Annotated in this window: 16 protein-coding genes; 11 read left to right on the top strand and 5 right to left on the bottom strand. The window is 63.6% G+C overall.

The window, feature by feature from the left end; genetic code table 11:
* Nucleotides 1-37 precede the first annotated feature (37 nt).
* Nucleotides 38-295, bottom strand: coding sequence for a mycoredoxin (locus tag AAGW05_RS10260; protein ID WP_411804420.1), 258 nt, complete (start codon nucleotides 293-295; stop codon nucleotides 38-40).
* Nucleotides 296-392: 97 nt separating this feature from the next.
* Between AAGW05_RS10260 and AAGW05_RS10255 the strand changes: the two genes are divergently transcribed.
* The 5 genes from AAGW05_RS10255 to AAGW05_RS10235 all read left to right on the top strand — a co-directional run bounded on the left by AAGW05_RS10255 (nucleotide 393) and on the right by AAGW05_RS10235 (nucleotide 4246).
* Nucleotides 393-1118 (top strand): SOS response-associated peptidase, encoded by a 726-nt coding sequence (locus tag AAGW05_RS10255; RefSeq protein ID WP_411804492.1) that lies wholly within the window; start codon nucleotides 393-395, stop codon nucleotides 1116-1118.
* 150 nt (nucleotides 1119-1268) lie between these two features.
* Nucleotides 1269-2315 (top strand): WXG100 family type VII secretion target, encoded by a 1047-nt coding sequence (locus AAGW05_RS10250; RefSeq protein ID WP_411804419.1) that lies wholly within the window; start codon nucleotides 1269-1271, stop codon nucleotides 2313-2315.
* Nucleotides 2316-2402: 87 nt separating this feature from the next.
* Nucleotides 2403-3068, top strand: a complete 666-nt coding sequence (locus AAGW05_RS10245; protein ID WP_411804418.1) for a hypothetical protein — start codon at nucleotides 2403-2405, stop codon at nucleotides 3066-3068.
* 89 nt (nucleotides 3069-3157) lie between these two features.
* Nucleotides 3158-3427: a hypothetical protein gene (locus tag AAGW05_RS10240; protein ID WP_411804417.1), complete on the top strand. Its 270-nt coding sequence runs from the start codon at nucleotides 3158-3160 to the stop codon at nucleotides 3425-3427.
* Nucleotides 3428-3514: 87 nt separating this feature from the next.
* A complete protein-coding gene (locus tag AAGW05_RS10235) occupies nucleotides 3515-4246 on the top strand; it encodes a VIT family protein (RefSeq protein WP_411804416.1) in 732 nt (243 codons plus the stop codon).
* 13 nt (nucleotides 4247-4259) lie between these two features.
* Here the strand turns inward: AAGW05_RS10235 and AAGW05_RS10230 are convergent, their stop codons facing one another.
* Together AAGW05_RS10230 and AAGW05_RS10225 are read right to left on the bottom strand one after the other, a co-directional pair.
* A complete protein-coding gene (locus tag AAGW05_RS10230) occupies nucleotides 4260-4682 on the bottom strand; it encodes a VOC family protein (protein WP_411804415.1) in 423 nt (140 codons plus the stop codon).
* Nucleotides 4683-4690: 8 nt separating this feature from the next.
* The gene (locus AAGW05_RS10225) at nucleotides 4691-5197 is read right to left on the bottom strand and encodes a GNAT family N-acetyltransferase (protein ID WP_411804414.1); all 507 of its coding nucleotides are present in this window, start codon (nucleotides 5195-5197) and stop codon (nucleotides 4691-4693) included.
* Between the two features lie 275 nt (nucleotides 5198-5472).
* Between AAGW05_RS10225 and AAGW05_RS10220 the strand changes: the two genes are divergently transcribed.
* From AAGW05_RS10220 to pdxS, 6 genes are all read left to right on the top strand, one after another.
* A complete protein-coding gene (locus AAGW05_RS10220; RefSeq protein ID WP_411804413.1) occupies nucleotides 5473-5805 on the top strand; it encodes a hypothetical protein in 333 nt (110 codons plus the stop codon).
* The gene (locus tag AAGW05_RS10215) at nucleotides 5798-9253 is read left to right on the top strand and encodes a DNA polymerase III subunit alpha (RefSeq protein ID WP_411804412.1); all 3456 of its coding nucleotides are present in this window, start codon (nucleotides 5798-5800) and stop codon (nucleotides 9251-9253) included. Before AAGW05_RS10220 ends, AAGW05_RS10215 begins: the two co-directional genes overlap by 8 nt.
* Nucleotides 9254-9306: 53 nt before the next feature.
* The gene (thrS, locus tag AAGW05_RS10210) at nucleotides 9307-11334 is read left to right on the top strand and encodes a threonine--tRNA ligase (protein WP_411804411.1); all 2028 of its coding nucleotides are present in this window, start codon (nucleotides 9307-9309) and stop codon (nucleotides 11332-11334) included.
* Complete coding sequence (locus tag AAGW05_RS10205; RefSeq protein WP_411804410.1) at nucleotides 11331-11933, top strand: HIT family protein; 603 nt, start codon at nucleotides 11331-11333, stop codon at nucleotides 11931-11933. Before thrS ends, AAGW05_RS10205 begins: the two co-directional genes overlap by 4 nt.
* Nucleotides 11926-12552, top strand: coding sequence for a phosphatidylinositol phosphate synthase (gene pgsA, locus AAGW05_RS10200; RefSeq protein WP_411804409.1), 627 nt, complete (start codon nucleotides 11926-11928; stop codon nucleotides 12550-12552). Before AAGW05_RS10205 ends, pgsA begins: the two co-directional genes overlap by 8 nt.
* A gap of 103 nt (nucleotides 12553-12655) precedes the next feature.
* Nucleotides 12656-13558, top strand: a complete 903-nt coding sequence (gene pdxS / locus AAGW05_RS10195) for a pyridoxal 5'-phosphate synthase lyase subunit PdxS (RefSeq protein WP_411804408.1) — start codon at nucleotides 12656-12658, stop codon at nucleotides 13556-13558.
* 112 nt (nucleotides 13559-13670) lie between these two features.
* Here the strand turns inward: pdxS and AAGW05_RS10190 are convergent, their stop codons facing one another.
* Both AAGW05_RS10190 and AAGW05_RS10185 read right to left on the bottom strand, forming a co-directional pair.
* Entirely contained in the window at nucleotides 13671-14348 is a 678-nt protein-coding gene (locus AAGW05_RS10190) for a GNAT family N-acetyltransferase (RefSeq protein ID WP_411804407.1), read from the bottom strand.
* A 4-nt stretch (nucleotides 14349-14352) separates the two neighbouring features.
* Nucleotides 14353-16365: a M3 family metallopeptidase gene (locus AAGW05_RS10185; protein WP_411804406.1), complete on the bottom strand. Its 2013-nt coding sequence runs from the start codon at nucleotides 16363-16365 to the stop codon at nucleotides 14353-14355.
* Nucleotides 16366-16376 lie beyond the last annotated feature (11 nt).

The following is a 16376-nucleotide window of genomic DNA, read 5'->3' as shown; positions in this document are numbered from 1 at the left end:
CTGACAGGGTACACGCCTTCACGGTTCACACTGTGCGTTAGACGCCGAGTTTTGCCTTGACATCATTTAGCGACGGGTTGGTTGCTGCCGAGCCGTCAGGGTATAAAACCGTGGGGACCGTCTGGTTGCCGCCGTTGAGGCTCTCGACCAGTTCGGCCGTGCCGGGGACGTCCTCAATGTTGATTTCGGTGTAGCCGATCCCGGAGGCGTCCAGCATCTTCTTCAGGCGTTTGCAGTATCCGCACCAGGTGGTGGAGAACATGGTGATGGTACCGGCGTCGGGGGTGAAATCCACGGGTAGTGCTCCTTGCGTCATGAATATTTATGCTGCTGTTGAACACAACGCTACCGGGTCGGGAACATATTCCTGATCTTGTGTCACGATGGATTCCATGTGCGGACGATATGTAATGGCAAGGGCTGTGGGGGACTTGGTTGCGGAGCTGGAAGCGGAGGCCGACGCCGCCCTTGAGCTGCGGGCTTCCTGGAACGTTGCCCCCACCACCGATGTGCCTATTGTCCTCGAGCGGATCATTGACGGGGAACTGCACCGCCAGGTCCACGTTGCCCAGTGGGGCTTGGTGCCGGGGTGGGCCAAGGACCCCGCCGTGGGGGTGCGTGCCTTCAACGCGCGCAGTGAAACAGCTGCGCAGAAACCCACCTTCCGGGCTGCCCTGAAGTCCAGACGTGCCGGCGTGCCGGTGCAGGGCTATTACGAATGGAAGAAGTCGCCCGACGGCAAGACCAAGCAGCCCTACTTTGTGCACAGTCCGGACGGAACCCTGATCACCTTTGCCGGACTTTACGAATGGTGGAAGGACCCGGCCAAGGCCGACGGCGATCCCGAACAGTGGCTGCTGTCGTGCAGCATCCTCACGATGGCTTCCCCGCCCGACGGCGAACTGGCCACCCTGCACGACAGGCTCCCCGTGCCCTTGAACCGTGAGGGGTTGGCGGCGTGGCTGGATCCGCAGGCGCCGGCACCAGCCCAGCTGCTGGAGATGGTGCTCGCCGATGCGTATGCACAGGCCGCAACATGGGTCCTTGATCCCGTCAGTGCCGCCGTCGGCAATGTGCGCAACAACGGCCCCGAACTGATCGAACCCGTCACGGCGTAGGAAGCGATTGGTCATCGGCTCTGCCCTGGTTTGAGCTAATTTTGGGGCGCCTTCCCTGATCCGCGGTGGGAAGTTCTACCCATTGGCAGTCGGTCGCACACGTGGTTTTGTGTAGTCTGACATGAATGAAATCCGCTGGAAGGTCCCCTAATGAATGATTCGATGCTTGGCGCAGATCCGCAGCAATTGCGTGCGCTCGCAAAGGACTTTTCGCGTGTAGCGTCCCAGTTAAGCCAGCTAAGTACAGCGCTGACCCAACGGATCAACCACAGCGGCAACTGGACGGGCCCGGATGCCGATCGCTTCAGGCAACGGTGGAACTCTAATTCCCGTCTTGTCCTTTCGGGGGCTTCCACCTGCCTCGCCACAGCCTCCACGGAACTCATTCGCAACGCAGATGAGCAAGACAGGGCAAGCTCGCTCGACAGCCTCGACGGTATGGCACCCAACGGAGCGGGTGTCGGCTTTGGCGGTAGTGGCGGCTCCTTTGCAGGGGAGCAACCCGAGGAGAGCGATTTTGCCGAATTCGAGCACGGATTCGACGTTTTTACCGATTGGAAGGCCGTCCTTTTGGATGTTCCCGGATGGGCGTCAACGGCACTGAAGGGCGTCGATTTCTGGCGCGATCTTGATCCCGTGCTTGGGTGGAAGGCCACCGGTCAACTCTGGGACGTGCTGCCTTCCAGCGGATTGAAAAATTGGGGAGAGGCACTTGCCGGTGATAACTGGAGTGCGCTGAGCAAAGGTGCTGCAGCCTTCCTCAACGACAAGGCATTCTTCGCCGGACTCAATGACAGCAAATTTGCCGGCGTCCTCTCCGGAGCAGGCGAGGGGCTGGGCGGGGCGGGAAAGGCGCTGGGCGCCGTCGGAAAGGCGTTGGGGCCGCTAGGTGTGGGAATCGGCGCCGTCACAACTATCAATGACTTCGTCAAGGGGGAACCCGGACGGGGCGTGTACGACGGCATCATGACGGGCCTTGGCACGGCCGCATTGCTGACACCTCCACCTGCGGACCTGATTCTTGGCGGCGGAGCCCTGGTCATGGGCCTGGGTGAACTTGCGTACGACAAAATTCCCGGCTTCAAGAACGTTGTTGATGGGGGCGTCGGTGCAGTTGAGGACACCGCAAAGAACGTGACCAAGGGGCTCGAGGATGGCTGGAACAATGTCACTCATGGCAAATGGCCGTGGGGCTAAAGCAATGAATTGCCCCCTAGACATCTCCAGGAACCCTGGGCCTTTCCCCGTAATGTACGTACACGAACCTATGAATGAAGGTAGTAAATGACCGAGCTTCTTGACGGAACCGAGTTCGCGGGAGTTCAGCTGCCCGAGGACGTTGTGGGTTTTGGCTTTGCCGAGGTGGCCTACCTGCTTGGCCGACACGACTCTGTGCAGGCCGATATGCTCCGTGCCAAGTTGATTCTTGACCAGGAAAACAACTCTGAGGCAACCAAGGCCTCTGGGTTGTCGTCCCTTGTTGCCCGTGGCTGGGTCGCCGCACGGAACCAACAAGTGCAAAGCCGATCGGCCGCCGCCCTTCTGGAGTACGTTGGCGCCCGTGGAGGTCGTTGGACCACCATGGGTATTGCAAATGCGCAGCAGCCCGATCTTGCCCTTGTGGTGGAATCAGCCGGTCTGATTGCCATGCTGCAGCCGCGGGCCTATGGCACCTGGTTTGCCGGGTTTTCCTCGGATGAAAGCCCGGCCGGCGCCCTTTTGACAAGCACCTTGCGCGAGAGGGTCAGGGGAAACCCGGCAACTGCCATGTATTTTGTCAGTGAAACTTTGGGGCAGGCGCCACGCAGCGTCTTTGTGCGCCGCGACCATGAACAAAACAAGTGGGACGCCGTCCTGGATGCAGATGGCCCGGGTACCGGGGTGCGGAAATTAGTGGACGACGCCGGCCTTGACTTGCTCTTTGCCGCTTTCCTTCCGGCGCGCCGATGAACGCCGGATTTGTCCCCCGCGGCAATTCCGAGTCTCAGGAGCCGAGGAATTCGAAGGGGCAGCTTATCCCGGCTGAGCCATTTGCCTACATGAGCCGTCCCGGTGGCTCACGGCCCAAGATTCGCAGCCCGCGGGGCCTTCTACTCTTTGGAATTTTTCTGCTGTTCGCCGGAATCGTGGCAGTGGTCATTGCGGCGGCGGCTCCCGAAGTGTTGCCCAACGGCGGTGCCATAGGTGCGGGAATTTTTATTTTCATCATTTTCGGTGGTCTTGGACTTGCAGCAGTCATCATGGGTGCCAAGCGCATTCGTTGGAAACGGGAGTATGTCAAGGTGACAGGCCACGAGCCTTGGCAATAGCAACCGGAGGCCGCGCTGGAGCCCTCACGACCAACATGAAGCGAACCGGTGCTGGCATCGCGGGGCCAATGGTGCTTGGCTGGGAGCATGAGCGCGCACCCTGAACCGGCAGCCCACGACGGCGAGCCGCACCGCCCGGACCTCGCCCAGCGGCTCAATTGGCTGCGTGCGGGCATTCTGGGCGCCAATGACGGGATCGTCTCCGTCGCCGCCATCGTGGTTGGCGTGGCCGGGGTGACCTCCAACAGCGGTGCGATCCTGACAGCCGGCGTCGCCGCGTTGGTCGGTGGTGCGATCTCCATGGCGCTGGGGGAGTACGTCTCTGTCAGCAGTCAAAGCGACAGCCAGAAAGCGCTGATCGAGAAGGAACGCCGGGAGCTAGAGGAGCAGCCTGAGGAGGAACTGGCGGAATTGGCGGCCATGTACCGGGCCAAGGGGTTGAGTCCGGAGACTGCCCTGAACGTGGCCGAGGAACTCACCGCCCATGATGCCCTGTCGGCACACCTGTCCATTGAAATGAACATTGACCAGGACGACGTCGTCAGCGCCTGGCACGCCGCATTGGCATCAGCGATCGCCTTCACGCTGGGTGCAATCCTGCCCCTGCTGGCGATCCTGCTGCCACCGGAGTCCTGGCGGGTTCCCGTCACCTTCGTTGCCGTCATCGTGGCGCTGGGACTGACGGGCTGGATTGGGGCCTACATCGGCGGGGGCAACAGGGTACGTGCCGCCACCAGAGTTATGGTGGGCGGTGCCGTGGCCCTGGCGGCGACGTTCATCATCGGGAACGTGCTGGGCGCCAGCGGCATCGTCAGCTGATGGAGCCGGCGTCTCAGACAGTGACGTTGCCGGCGTCGTCCACTGCCCAGGTGGGGTTGAAAGCGACTTCCCAGCGGAAGCCGTCGGGATCGGCAAAGTAGCCGCTGTATCCGCCCCAGACCTGCTGGACCGCGGGACGGCCGACGACGGCACCCGCCTCAACTGCCTGCGCCAGGACGGCGTCGACTTCGGCCACGCTGCCAACGTTGTGGCTAAGAGTGATGGGAGGGACGCCGTCGGACGGTTCAACGCCAAGCTCAGCTGCCATGTCGGCACGATTCCACAGGGACAGGATGAGCCCGTGGTTCAGCTGGAGGAAAATGACTTTGCCGGGGACTTCCTGATGGGCGCTCCAGCCAAGGCCTGTGAGATAAAACTCGCGGGAGCGGGACACATTCGCCACTCCCAGTGAAATAAACGTCAGACGCTGCTCCATTGTGGAGCCTAGTCGTCGGACTCTTCGGGGGACCAGCGGTGGAAGTCAAGCGAGAGGTACAGGGCCAGTGCGGCGGAGTTGGTGGCTTCCACCCGCAGTGCCACATCCTTCTGGCCTTCGTTGAACAGGGTGTCCAAGGTGGCCAGCACCAGGTCCTCGGCCAGGCCGCGACGTCGGTGGTCGCGGTCGGTGATCAATTCAATGATGAAGGGGGTGTCGGGGGTGTCATCGCCGATGGCGCGCTCCACGACCAGCACGGCTGCCACGATCTTGCCGTTCTCATCAAGGGCCACGTGGGAGGCCTCAGGGAGGAAGTTGCCGTACTTTCCAGCCATGGAAGCCTGAATGTCAGCCAAGGCAACGTCAAGGGTTTCGCCGGCAACGCCTGCATCGTAGGCAGTGAAGTAGAGCTCGCCCAGACGTGGAACGTCGGTTGCCTGCACAGTCCGGGAATCAATCTTGAGTTCCCGTTCCAGTGGGGTGGTCTTGGCGATGAGGGTGACCATGTCAGTCATGGAACGCTCCTTAAAAATCGTTGTGGTGCCAGCAGCACGACCATGGCAATCGCGATAAGGCCATGCTAGACGCCTGTTGCGTTGACAGCTATCTACATAAGGCTTTCTGCGCAGAACAAAATGCCTGTCGATGCGTTTTTTCCCAATTGAGGCGGTTACTTTCCGCGTGAAATTGAGCGTACACTGAAATTGGATTCGAATATATGTACTAATACAAAAGATTTACCTAAAAGGTATGTCGTGTTTTTGTCCTGCCGGGCGGGGAAGGGGTGCGGATGGGCATCTTCAGCGAAGCCGTCGAGGTGGAGCGTTCGCCCGGGGGAGCGCTTCTGCGGCTGCGGTGGCGCGGGGCCTGGCACGCCATTGCGCCGCACCCCCTGTGCTGGTATGAACGGCGCTCCTGGTGGGAGAGCGAAACACGCATGCCGCCGGGGGAGGGGGTGGGGGCTGTTGACACCGAAATGTGGCGGTTGCAGGTCAGGCGTGAAGGTGCGGATGAGGACTTCACCCTTGATGTGGTGAGGTACCGGCCGGGTGAACGGTGGCGCGTCATAAAGATTTATGACGCCGTTGATGAAAAATTCAAGGAGGTGCAGGAGGGTGCGTAACTTCGTCCACCTGCACAGCTCCTCCGCCTTTAGCGCCCACTTCGGGGTGTCCTGGCCCGAGGACCTGGTGCAGGTCGCGGCCGCTGACGGTGATGCACTCGCTGTCACCGACAGGGACGGGCTGTATGGGGCGGTCAAGCATGTCAAGGCGTGCATGGCCGCAGGGATCGACCCGATCATTGGTGTTGATCTGGCCGTCTTGGAGGAAGGTGCGCACGGGCTGCACGTGGCGGGACGGGTGGTTGTCCTGGCCCATGGAAGTGCCTGTGCGACGCCGGGAACGGGCTACGCGCGGCTGTGCCGACTGATCTCGACAGCCCACGCCCAACCCACGGTGGGGGTGACGCTTGAGCAACTGGCCGCCGGGGTGCTTGATCCTGAAACCGGAAAGCCCGCACTAACTGTCATGCTGGGCCCCTTTTCCCCTGTTGGCAGGGCCCTGAACGGCCACAAATATCTGCTCCCGCGCACAATGTTCCGCACCTGGCGCAACGCCATGCCTGCGGGTTCGCTGGTTGTTGAGGTTCTCAGCCACCAGAGCACACCCGGCGCGCCCATGAGCACGGCGCATGCGGTGCGGATGCTCAAACTCGCGCAGGAATTCGATGTCCCCGCCGTGCTGAGCAACGCTGCGCGCTACAGCCGCGAGGAAGATGCCCCCACCGCCGACGTCCTGGATGCGGCAAGGAACATCGCATCCCTTGACCAGCTGAACGACCTGCAGCCCACAGGCCAGGCCTGGCTGAAAAGCGCCGCGCAGATGGCGGAGGTGGCCCGGGAGATCGTGTACCAGGGCGGGTACGGCGGCGCTGAGTTGGAGCAGTTGTGGGCCAACACTGCCCAATTGGCTGACAAGTGCCGGCTAGACCCGGCCGGCGACCTGGGCTGGAAAAAGCCACGCACCCCTGAAGCGCAGGTCCTGGGACTGTCCCGGCCGGCGGCCGTGGAATTGCGCCAGCGCACCGAAGCCGGGCTGAACCGGCGCTTTGGCGATCTTCCCGCCGCAACGCTGCGGCAGGCCCGCAACAGGTTGGACACCGAATTGGCCACCATTGGCGAGCTGGGGTTCGACTCGTATTTTCTCACTGTGGCGGAAGTCTCCGAAATGATCCGCGAAATGGGGGTGCGCCGGGCCGCAAGGGGTTCGGGGGCGTCCTCGCTTGTCAACTACCTTCTGGGCATCAGCGCCGTTGACCCCATGGCCAACGACCTCCTCTTTGAAAGGTTCCTCTCCCACGACAGGGCAACCCTGCCTGACATTGACCTTGACGTGGAAAGCGCCCAGCGCCACAACGTGTACAGGCGCATTTTTGAGCGTTTTGGCGCCCATCGCGTGACCCTGATGAGCATGCAGAACAGCTACCGTGCCCGCGGCGCCGTCAGGGACGCGGGCCTTGCCCTGGGCATGGAGAAGGGTGACATCGACCAGATAGCCAAGCAGCTGTGGCGGTTCTCGGCCGGTTCCTTCAGGGAGGCGCTGGAGGAAAAGCCTGAGCTGCGCGACTTTGCCCAACGGGTCCGCCAGTCCAGAGCGGATGACGGCGACGGCGACCGCGATGGCCGGCAGGTGCATGGCGGCGGCGCCCAGCTTGACCTGCTGGTGGATCTCACCGAGCGGCTGGACCGCCTGCCCCGGCATATTTCAATGCACCCGTGCGGGGTGATCCTGGGGGACTCCTCCCTGCTTGACCGCACGCCCGTCCAGCCCAGCGGCATGGGGCTGCCCATGAGCCAGTTCGACAAGCACGACATGGATGCCATGGGCATGCTCAAGCTCGACGTCCTGGGGGTGCGGATGCAAAGTGCCATGGCGTATGCGGTGCGGGAAATCATCCGCCTGCATCCGTCGAGAGCGGCCGTTGCGGCTGAAGGCGGGCATGACGTCGATGCGCCCTTCATCGCCGAGGACGGCGGCATTGACCTTGACGCCGTTCCGCTCGATGATGAGCCAACCTTTGAACTGATTCGCAGCACCCATACCCTGGGGTGCTTCCAGATCGAGTCGCCCGGCCAGCGTGAACTGGTGGGAAAGATGGCCCCGAGGGAGTTCAGCGACCTTGTCATAGACATTTCGCTGTTCAGGCCCGGCCCCATGAAATCCAACATGGTCAAGCCGTTTCTGGAGTACAGGGCAGGCTTTGCGTCGGAGCATTACGCCCACCCGGACCTCATTGGGGCGTTGGCGGAAACACATGGGGTGACTGTTTTTCACGAACAGGTACTGCGCACCCTGCACATTATGACCGGTTGCACCCTGTCCCGGGCCGATGAATTCAGGCGTGGTTTGGGCAACCCTGCGGTGGAGCCCGCAGTGGAAAAGTACTTCAGGGAGAAGTCGGCATGCCGTGGCTACAGCGAAGCCGTCATTGACGAGGTGTGGGGGACGCTGGCGGCCTTTGGCAGCTTTGGCTTCTGCAAGGCGCACGGCGCGGCCTTTGCCATCCCCACCTACCAGTCGGCGTGGCTGAAGGCCCACCACCCCGCCGAATTTTTGGCCGGGCTGTGGGAGCACGATCCTGGCATGTACCCGCGGCGCCTGCTGGTTGCCGAAGCCAGGCGGCTGGGCATCCCCATCCTGCCTCTTGACGTCAACGCCAGCACCGGGGAATACCGTGCCGAGCGGACGGTCAGGGAAGTGGCCGGGAACGCATCCGGCGGGACCGTGACGGGCATCCGGCTGAGTCTTGCCGACGTCTACGGGCTATCCGGCACCGAACTCAAACGCATCGTGGCACATCAGCCCTACGATTCCCTGGCGGATTTGCGCGACAGGGGCAGGGTGTCCCGGCCCATCCTGAAGCGGCTGGCCCAACTGGGTGCCTTGGACTCCCTGCAGCGCCAAGCCCAGGGAATCACCGGCAACACGGCCAACCGGGCGGACCTGGTGGCTCACGTCAACAGCCTCCCCGCCGCAACGCCCAGCCGCCGCCAGGTCATGGCGGGCCAGTTGCACCTGCCGTTGGGGGAACTGGAACTGGGCGGCCTCCCGGCGCTGCTTCCGGCCCCCACCCTGGCCGAGACAGTGCGCACGGAACTGGACCTGTTGTCCATGGATGCCAGCGCCCACCTGATGGGAAGCTACGCCCCACTTTTGAATCAGCTGGGCGTGCGGCGGGCGGATGAATTGTTGGGCCTGCGCAACAATACAGAGGTGCTGGTGGCCGGCGTGCGGGTTGCCACCCAGACCCCGCCCATGCGCGGCGGAAAGCGGGTGGTGTTCATCAGCGTTGACGACGGCACCGGCTGCATTGATGCAGTCTTCTTCAGCGAAGCGCAGGAAAGGTCCGGGCCGCTGCTTTTTGGCACCCGCATGCTCCTGATCCGCGGGCTGACGCGACGCACCGGTCCCAAGGGAATCACGGTGCAGGCGCTGGAGGCCTGGGACCTGCAGGACACCGCCGGACTGCCCGCGCCGCCCGGGTTGGAAGGGGTCCCGACAACCCGATAACATCAAGGAGGCTCACAGCAACCACCGTATGTTGCTTGGACATGGAGCCGTACATGACAAACAAGGAGTTAGACGTGCCAGTGGATTCACAAATCACCATCAATGTCGACGGCGAGACGACTGCGGTGGCCACAGGCACCACCGGTGCGGAGCTGTTCTTTGAGCGCCGCGACGTTGTTGTCATGCGCGTTGACGGCGCCCTGAAGGACCTCTCAGCTGAAATCGTTGAAGGTGCTGCCGTGGAAGCCGTCACGATCGATTCCCCGGCCGGCCTGGACGTGCTGCGCCACTCCACCGCCCACGTCATGGCCCAGGCCGTGCAGCAGTTGCGTCCCGACGCCAAGCTCGGCATCGGCCCGTACATCACCGACGGCTTCTACTTCGACTTCGACGTCGCCGAACCCTTCACTCCCGAAGACCTGAAGACGCTTGAGAAGATGATGCTCAAGATCGTCAACCAAAACCAGAAGTTTGCCCGCCGCGTGGTCTCCGAGGACGAGGCCCGCCAAGCCATGGCCAATGAGCCCTACAAGCTGGAGCTTTTGGGTAAGAAGAACGACGGCGACACCGCCGAAGGCGTCAACGTCGAGGTCGGCGCGGGCGACATCACCATTTACTCCAACATTGACCGCAAGAGCGGCGACGAGGTGTGGTGCGATTTGTGCCGCGGCCCGCACCTGCCCAACACGAAGCTGATCTCCAACGCCTTCGCGTTGACCCGCACCTCCGCCGCCTACTGGCTGGGCAACCAGAACAACCAGCAGCTGCAGCGGATCTACGGCACGGCATGGCCCACCAAGGAAGCCCTGAAGGCCTACCAGGAGCGCATCGCAGAAGCTGAGCGTCGGGACCACCGCAAGCTCGGCGTCGAACTTGACCTGTTCTCCTTCCCCGACGAGCTTGGCTCGGGCCTGCCCGTGTTCCACCCCAAGGGCGGCATCATCCGCAAGGAGATGGAGGACTACTCACGCAAGCGCCACGTTGAGGCCGGCTACGATTTTGTCTACACCCCGCACATCACCAAGGCCAACCTCTATGAGGTCTCCGGACACCTTGACTGGTACCGGGACGGCATGTTCCCGCCCATGCACGTTGATGCGGAGCTGAACGAGGACGGCACGGTGCGAAAGCCCGGCCAGGACTACTACCTCAAGCCCATGAACTGCCCCATGCACAACCTGATCTTCCGCTCCCGTGGACGTTCCTACCGCGAACTGCCGTTGCGCCTGTTCGAATTCGGTTCCGTCTACCGCTACGAGAAGTCGGGTGTGGTCCACGGCCTGACGCGCGTGCGCGGCATGACCCAGGACGACGCCCACATCTACTGCACCAAGGAGCAGATGAAGGATGAGCTCACTGAGACACTGAACTTTGTCCTGTCGCTCCTGAAGGACTACGGCCTGGAGGACTTCTACCTGGAACTCTCCACCAAGGATCCGGAAAAGTTTGTTGGCGATGACGCCGTCTGGGAGGAAGCAACCCGGACGCTGGAGGAAGTTGCCAAGGCCTCAGGCCTTGACCTTGTCGCCGATCCCGGTGGAGCCGCGTTCTACGGCCCCAAGATCTCCGTGCAGGCCAAGGACGCCCTGGGCCGCACCTGGCAGATGTCAACCATCCAGCTGGACTTCAACCTGCCCGAGCGCTTCGAGCTCGAGTACCAGGCGGCCGACGGCACCCGCCAGCGCCCCGTCATGATCCACCGCGCGCTCTTCGGCTCGGTTGAGCGCTTCATGGGCGTGCTGACCGAGCACTACGCCGGCGCCTTCCCGGCCTGGCTGTCACCCGTGCAGGTCGTCGCCATCCCGGTTGCCGAGGCGTTCAACGACTACATGTTCGACGTCGTCGCCAAGCTCAAGGAGCAGGGCATCCGCGCCGAGGTTGACATCTCAAGCGACAGGTTCCCGAAGAAGATCCGCACCGCCAGCAAGGACAAGATCCCGTTCGTCCTCATTGCCGGCGGCGACGACGCTGACGCCAATGCGGTGTCCTTCCGCTTCCGAGACGGCAGCCAGGACAACGGCGTGGCCGTCGAAGAGGCAGTCAGGCGCATTGTTGAGGCCGTCAGGAACCGCACCGCGTGAGTGAATTCGGTGGGGCGCCCGAGCCCGTTGCAGTAGATGATTTTGAACTCCCCGGGGTTCCTGACGCCTTCCAACGACTCTGGACGCCCCATCGGCTCGCCTACGTCAAGGGCGGCGAGCAGGTCACAGGAAAGAACAACTGCCCGTTTTGCGAGGCCCCGGAACGCAGCGACGAACAGTCCCTGATCGTCCACCGCGGCAAGCTGGCCTACGTAGTCCTGAACCTATACCCGTACAACCCGGGGCACCTGCTGGTGTGCCCGTACCGCCACGTGCCCGACTACTCGGACCTGACACTTCAGGAGACGGCGGAGTTTGCCGCCCTGTCCCAGCAGGCCATGCGCGTGCTGCGCACGGTCGCCAACCCGTCGGGCTTCAACCTGGGCATGAACCAGGGCGTCACCGGCGGAGCCGGCATTGCCGCGCACTTGCACCAGCACATTGTGCCGCGCTGGGGCGGCGACGGAAACTTCATGCCCATCATCGCCGGGACCAAGGCGATCACGCAGACTCTGGGCGATGTACGCGAGCAGGTCGCGGCCGCCTGGGCAGGCGCCGGGGCGCAGACGCCCGCGGGCGAAAAGGATGGCAATGCTTAACAAATATGCCCGCGCACTCTTCGCGGCAATCTTCACCCCTGTCGCCGCATTCCTTGTGCGCATGAAGGTCTCACCCGACGCCGTCACCATCATCGGCACCCTGGGTGTGGCAGGCGGCGCCCTCATCGGATACCCGCTGGGTGAGCTGTTCTGGGGCACGGTTGTCATCACGGTCTTCGTGTTTTCGGACATTATCGACGGGCTCATGGCCCGCATGCTTGGCCGTTCGGGCAAGTGGGGCGCCTTCCTTGACTCCACCCTTGACCGCGTGGGCGACGGAGCCGTCTTTGCCGGCATCGTGGTGTGGTTCTACACCGGCGGCAACAACCATTTCATCGCCGCCATGGCACTGACCTGCCTTGTGCTTGGCTCGATTGTCTCCTACGCCAAGGCCCGCGCCGAAGGACTGGGCATGAGCGCCAATGTCGGCATTGCCGAACGCTCCGACCGGCTTGTCGTGGTGCTCGTGGCGACCGGGCTGGTAGGCCTGGGAATCCCCGAAGCCGTGCTCGCCGTCGTCCTTGTCCTGCTCGCTGCAGCCAGCCTTGTCACTGTGTTCCAGCGCGTCGGAACGGTGCGGCGCCAGGCCATGGAAGCCAACCAGCCGGCGGGACAGTAACACTGATTTATTGACGACTCCGGGGCGGGAATAGACTGGCCGAACCCGTGCGATGACTGACATTGGCGGGTTCAACTATTGGTTCCTTCCCAGAGGGGTTTTTGTGTCTACACCCGATGTAACACCGGTGACCGGCAGCAGCCGCGTCAAGCGCGGCATGGCGGATATGCTCAAGGGCGGCGTCATCATGGACGTCGTTAACGTTGAGCAGGCAAGGATTGCCGAAGATGCCGGCGCCGTGGCCGTCATGGCTCTGGAGCGCGTGCCCGCCGACATTCGTGCCCAGGGCGGCGTGTCCCGCGCCAGCGACCCCGACATGATCGACGCCATCATTGCCGCCGTGTCCATCCCCGTGATGGCCAAGGCCCGCATCGGCCACTTCGTTGAGGCCCAAGTCCTGGAATCCCTCGGCGTCGACTACGTTGACGAGTCGGAGGTCCTCACCCCTGCCGACTACGAGCACCACATCGACAAGTGGAACTTCAAGGTTCCCTTCGTCTGCGGAGCCACGAACCTGGGCGAGGCCCTGCGCCGCATCAACGAGGGCGCCGCCATGATCCGCTCAAAGGGCGAGGCCGGCACCGGTGACGTCTCCAACGCCACAGGCCACATGCGCAAGATCCGCACCCAGATCGCCCAGCTCGCCGCACTGCCCGAGGATGAGCTGTACGTTGCGGCGAAGGAACTCGCAGCCCCGTACGAACTGGTCAAGGAAGTTGCCGCATCCGGCAAGCTTCCCGTTGTCCTGTTCACCGCCGGCGGCATTGCCACCCCGGCCGACGCCGCCATGATGATGCAGCTCGGCGCTGACGGCGTGTTCGTCGGCTCCGGCATCTTCAAGTCAGGCAACCCGGCACAGCGCGCAGCAGCAGTGGTCAAGGCCACCACGTTCTTCGACGACCCATCAGTGATTGCCAACGTATCCCGCGGCCTCGGCGAGGCCATGGTCGGCATCAACGTCGCAGACATCCCCGAGCCGCACCGCCTGGCCGAGCGCGGCTGGTAACCTCCGGCCCGCTCAGGCTGAACGCCGAGTCAGCGGGTCAGCGTCGAGGCTGCGGGCAATTTCCCGCTGTCTCGACGCTGACCCGCTGACTCGGCGGTTTTGTGCCCGAGGGTTACTGTTCCAGGTGCAGCCACCAGGTCTGGCCCTTGCCAATGAGCTCGAAGCCGTACTGGCGGTAGAGGCGCTGGCCGTCGGGTGTGGCGTTCAGGAGCAGATGTTCGGCGCCGGCATTAAACGCCGCCTCCGAGAGCGTGTTGAGCAGGGCCGTGCCCAGCCCTGTGCGGCGGTGTTCGCGGGCAACGACCATGTCGAAGATGCCCGCCAGGTGCTTGCCGCCCTGGTCCGGAGGCAGATAGGCATAGGAGCGTCCCGCCCACTCATCGCCGCTGCGGGCCGTTGCCAGCCAGACCTGGTGGTCCACCACTGCGGTGAGCCCGATCCGGCCGTCGAGGCTTTCGCTGGCGGCGGCAACCTTCTCCACATCAAGGGAGCGGGTCATCCACCAGGGCTGCCAGCCGCGCTCAAAGCGGTAGTGCGGCAGGATGCCCTCGCGCACGGCGGCGTTCATCCACACGCCAACGGACGCGGCGCCGCGGCGTTCGGCCTCGGCCAGGGCAGGCTGCAGCCCCGCCTCGGTGATCTGGGTCGGGAACAGGCACAGCATTTCCCTGGTCTCGGGAAGCCACACCCAGTCCATTTGGTGCGTGGAAAAGCAGCGTCCGCCTGTTGCCTCGGCCAGCGCCCTGAACCAGGCATGCTGTGTGCGCTGGCAGTCTGAAAGTGTCACCATAGTCCTAGACCAGCCCCCGTCGTGCAAGCAGGGGAGCGGGGTCGGCGTCGCGGCCGGCAAAGTCGTGGAATGCCTCCAGCGGGTCGACGGAGAATCCGCGGCGCAATAAGGTGTTGCGGAAGTGCTCCCCCTTGGCCCGGGTCAGTCCGCCATTGGCCTTGAACCAGGCAACGGTGTCGGCGTCGAGCACCTCGCTCCAGATGTAGGAGTAGTAGCCCGCAGCATAGCCGCCAGCGTAGATGTGGTTGAAGTAGCCTGTGCGGTAGCGCGGCGGCACGGCAGCGAGGTCTACGCCGGCGGCTGCCAGTGCCGCGGCCTCAAACGCGAGCGGGTCCTGGACGACTGTGCCCGGGGCAAGCTCGTGCCAGGCCAAATCCAACAGGGTTGCACCAAGGTACTCGGTGGTGGCGAACCCCTGGCCCCACAGGGATGCTGCCGCCAGCTTTTCGTCCGTTCCCGCCGGCAAAGGCTCGCCGGTGACGTGGTGCCTGGCGTAGTTGGCCAGGACCTCGGGCCACAGGATCCACATCTCGTTGACCTGTGAGGGGTATTCGACAAAGTCACGCGGCACGTTGGTGCCAGAGAACCTTGGATAGCGGACGTCGGAGAAAAGTCCGTGCAAGGCGTGGCCGAACTCGTGGAAACACGTCACCACCTCATCAAAGGTCAGCAGGGCAGGCTCCCCGGCCGGCGGGCGGGGGATGTTCAAGTTGTTGACTACGACGGCGTGGGTGCCCTCGAGTGCCGACTGCTCCACAAAGGAGTTCATCCACGCCCCGCCACGCTTCGTCTCACGCGTGTGGAAGTCCCCAAGGAACAGCCCCTGCGTTGAGCCGTCGGCGTTGAACACCTCCCAGACGCGGACGTCCGGGTGGTAGCCGGCCAGGTCGCTTCGCTCGATGAAGGAGAGCCCGTACAGCTTGGTTGCAGCATAAAACACACCGTTCGCCAGTACCGATTCCAGCTCAAACCAGGGGCGCAGGGCCGCAAGGTCGACGCCGTATTCGTCCCTGCGGACCTGCGCGGAGTAGAACGCCCAATCCCACGCCTCAATGGCGTGACCAGCCGTGGCGGCCAGCTTCACTTCCTCGGCGCGTGCATTGCGGACGGCGGCGGCGGTGATGGGGGAGAGCATGGCGTGCACGGCCTCAAGCGAGGGGGCGGTCTGCGGCTCGATGGAACGCTCTGCCTCCGAGGCAAAGCCGAGGAGAGCCGCCTTTTCGGCGCGCAGGGACGCCATGGTCGCGGCCAATTCCAACACGTTGGTTCCGCCGGCCGCGCTGCCCCGGCCAACCGAGGCGGCATGGAGCCTGCGCCGCGTCTCCCTGTTGGTGAGCACCTCAAGGGCGGGCTGGGCGGTGGGCAGGACGAGGGTCAGCAGGAAGCCGCTGGCGTGTCCGGCCGCGAGGGCGGCCGAAGCCGCCGTTGCCAGGTCATCGTCGGTGAACCCGTCGAGTTCTGTGGCGTCAGCCACGTGCAGGGCCGCCTCGTTGCCTGCCTGCGTGACCTTTTGGGAAAATTCAGTGCTGAGGGCGGAAAGCTGTCCGTTCAGTTCCCGCAGCCGTTCCTGCCCGGCCGCATCCAGGCCCACGCCGGCCCGGGTGAAGGACTTGCGGTATTCGACCACCAGCCGGGCAGACTCGGCAGCCAGGCCGTCAACCTGAACAGCAAGCATGCGCTGGTATAGATCAGCATTGAGCAGCACCGCGTCGGCGTGTTCGGCGAGCCGCGGGGCGATCCTCTGCTCAATCTCCTGGACCGGCACCGTGCCATCGGCTCCGGCGATGTTGAAAAACACGTTGGTAACGCGCGTCAGGATGGCCCCGCTGCGCTCCATGGCCAGCACGGTGTTCCCAAACGACGCCGGTTCAGGGTTGGCGATGATGGCTGCGATCTCGGCGAGCTGCTGGGCAAACCCCGCCTCAAAGGCAGGGAGGTAGTCCCCGGTCTCGATGGCGGCAAAGTCAGGCAGCTGGTGGGGCAGCACACTGGGTGCAAGGAACGGATTTTCTCTCATGGCGGGGTGCT

The organism is Arthrobacter sp. LAPM80 (assembly GCF_046736435.1).
In the GTDB taxonomy this organism is placed as follows: Bacteria; Actinomycetota; Actinomycetes; order Actinomycetales; family Micrococcaceae; genus Specibacter.
The sequence above is the reverse complement of the archived record's forward strand: the minus strand, read 5'-3'. Positions and strand labels throughout refer to the sequence as shown.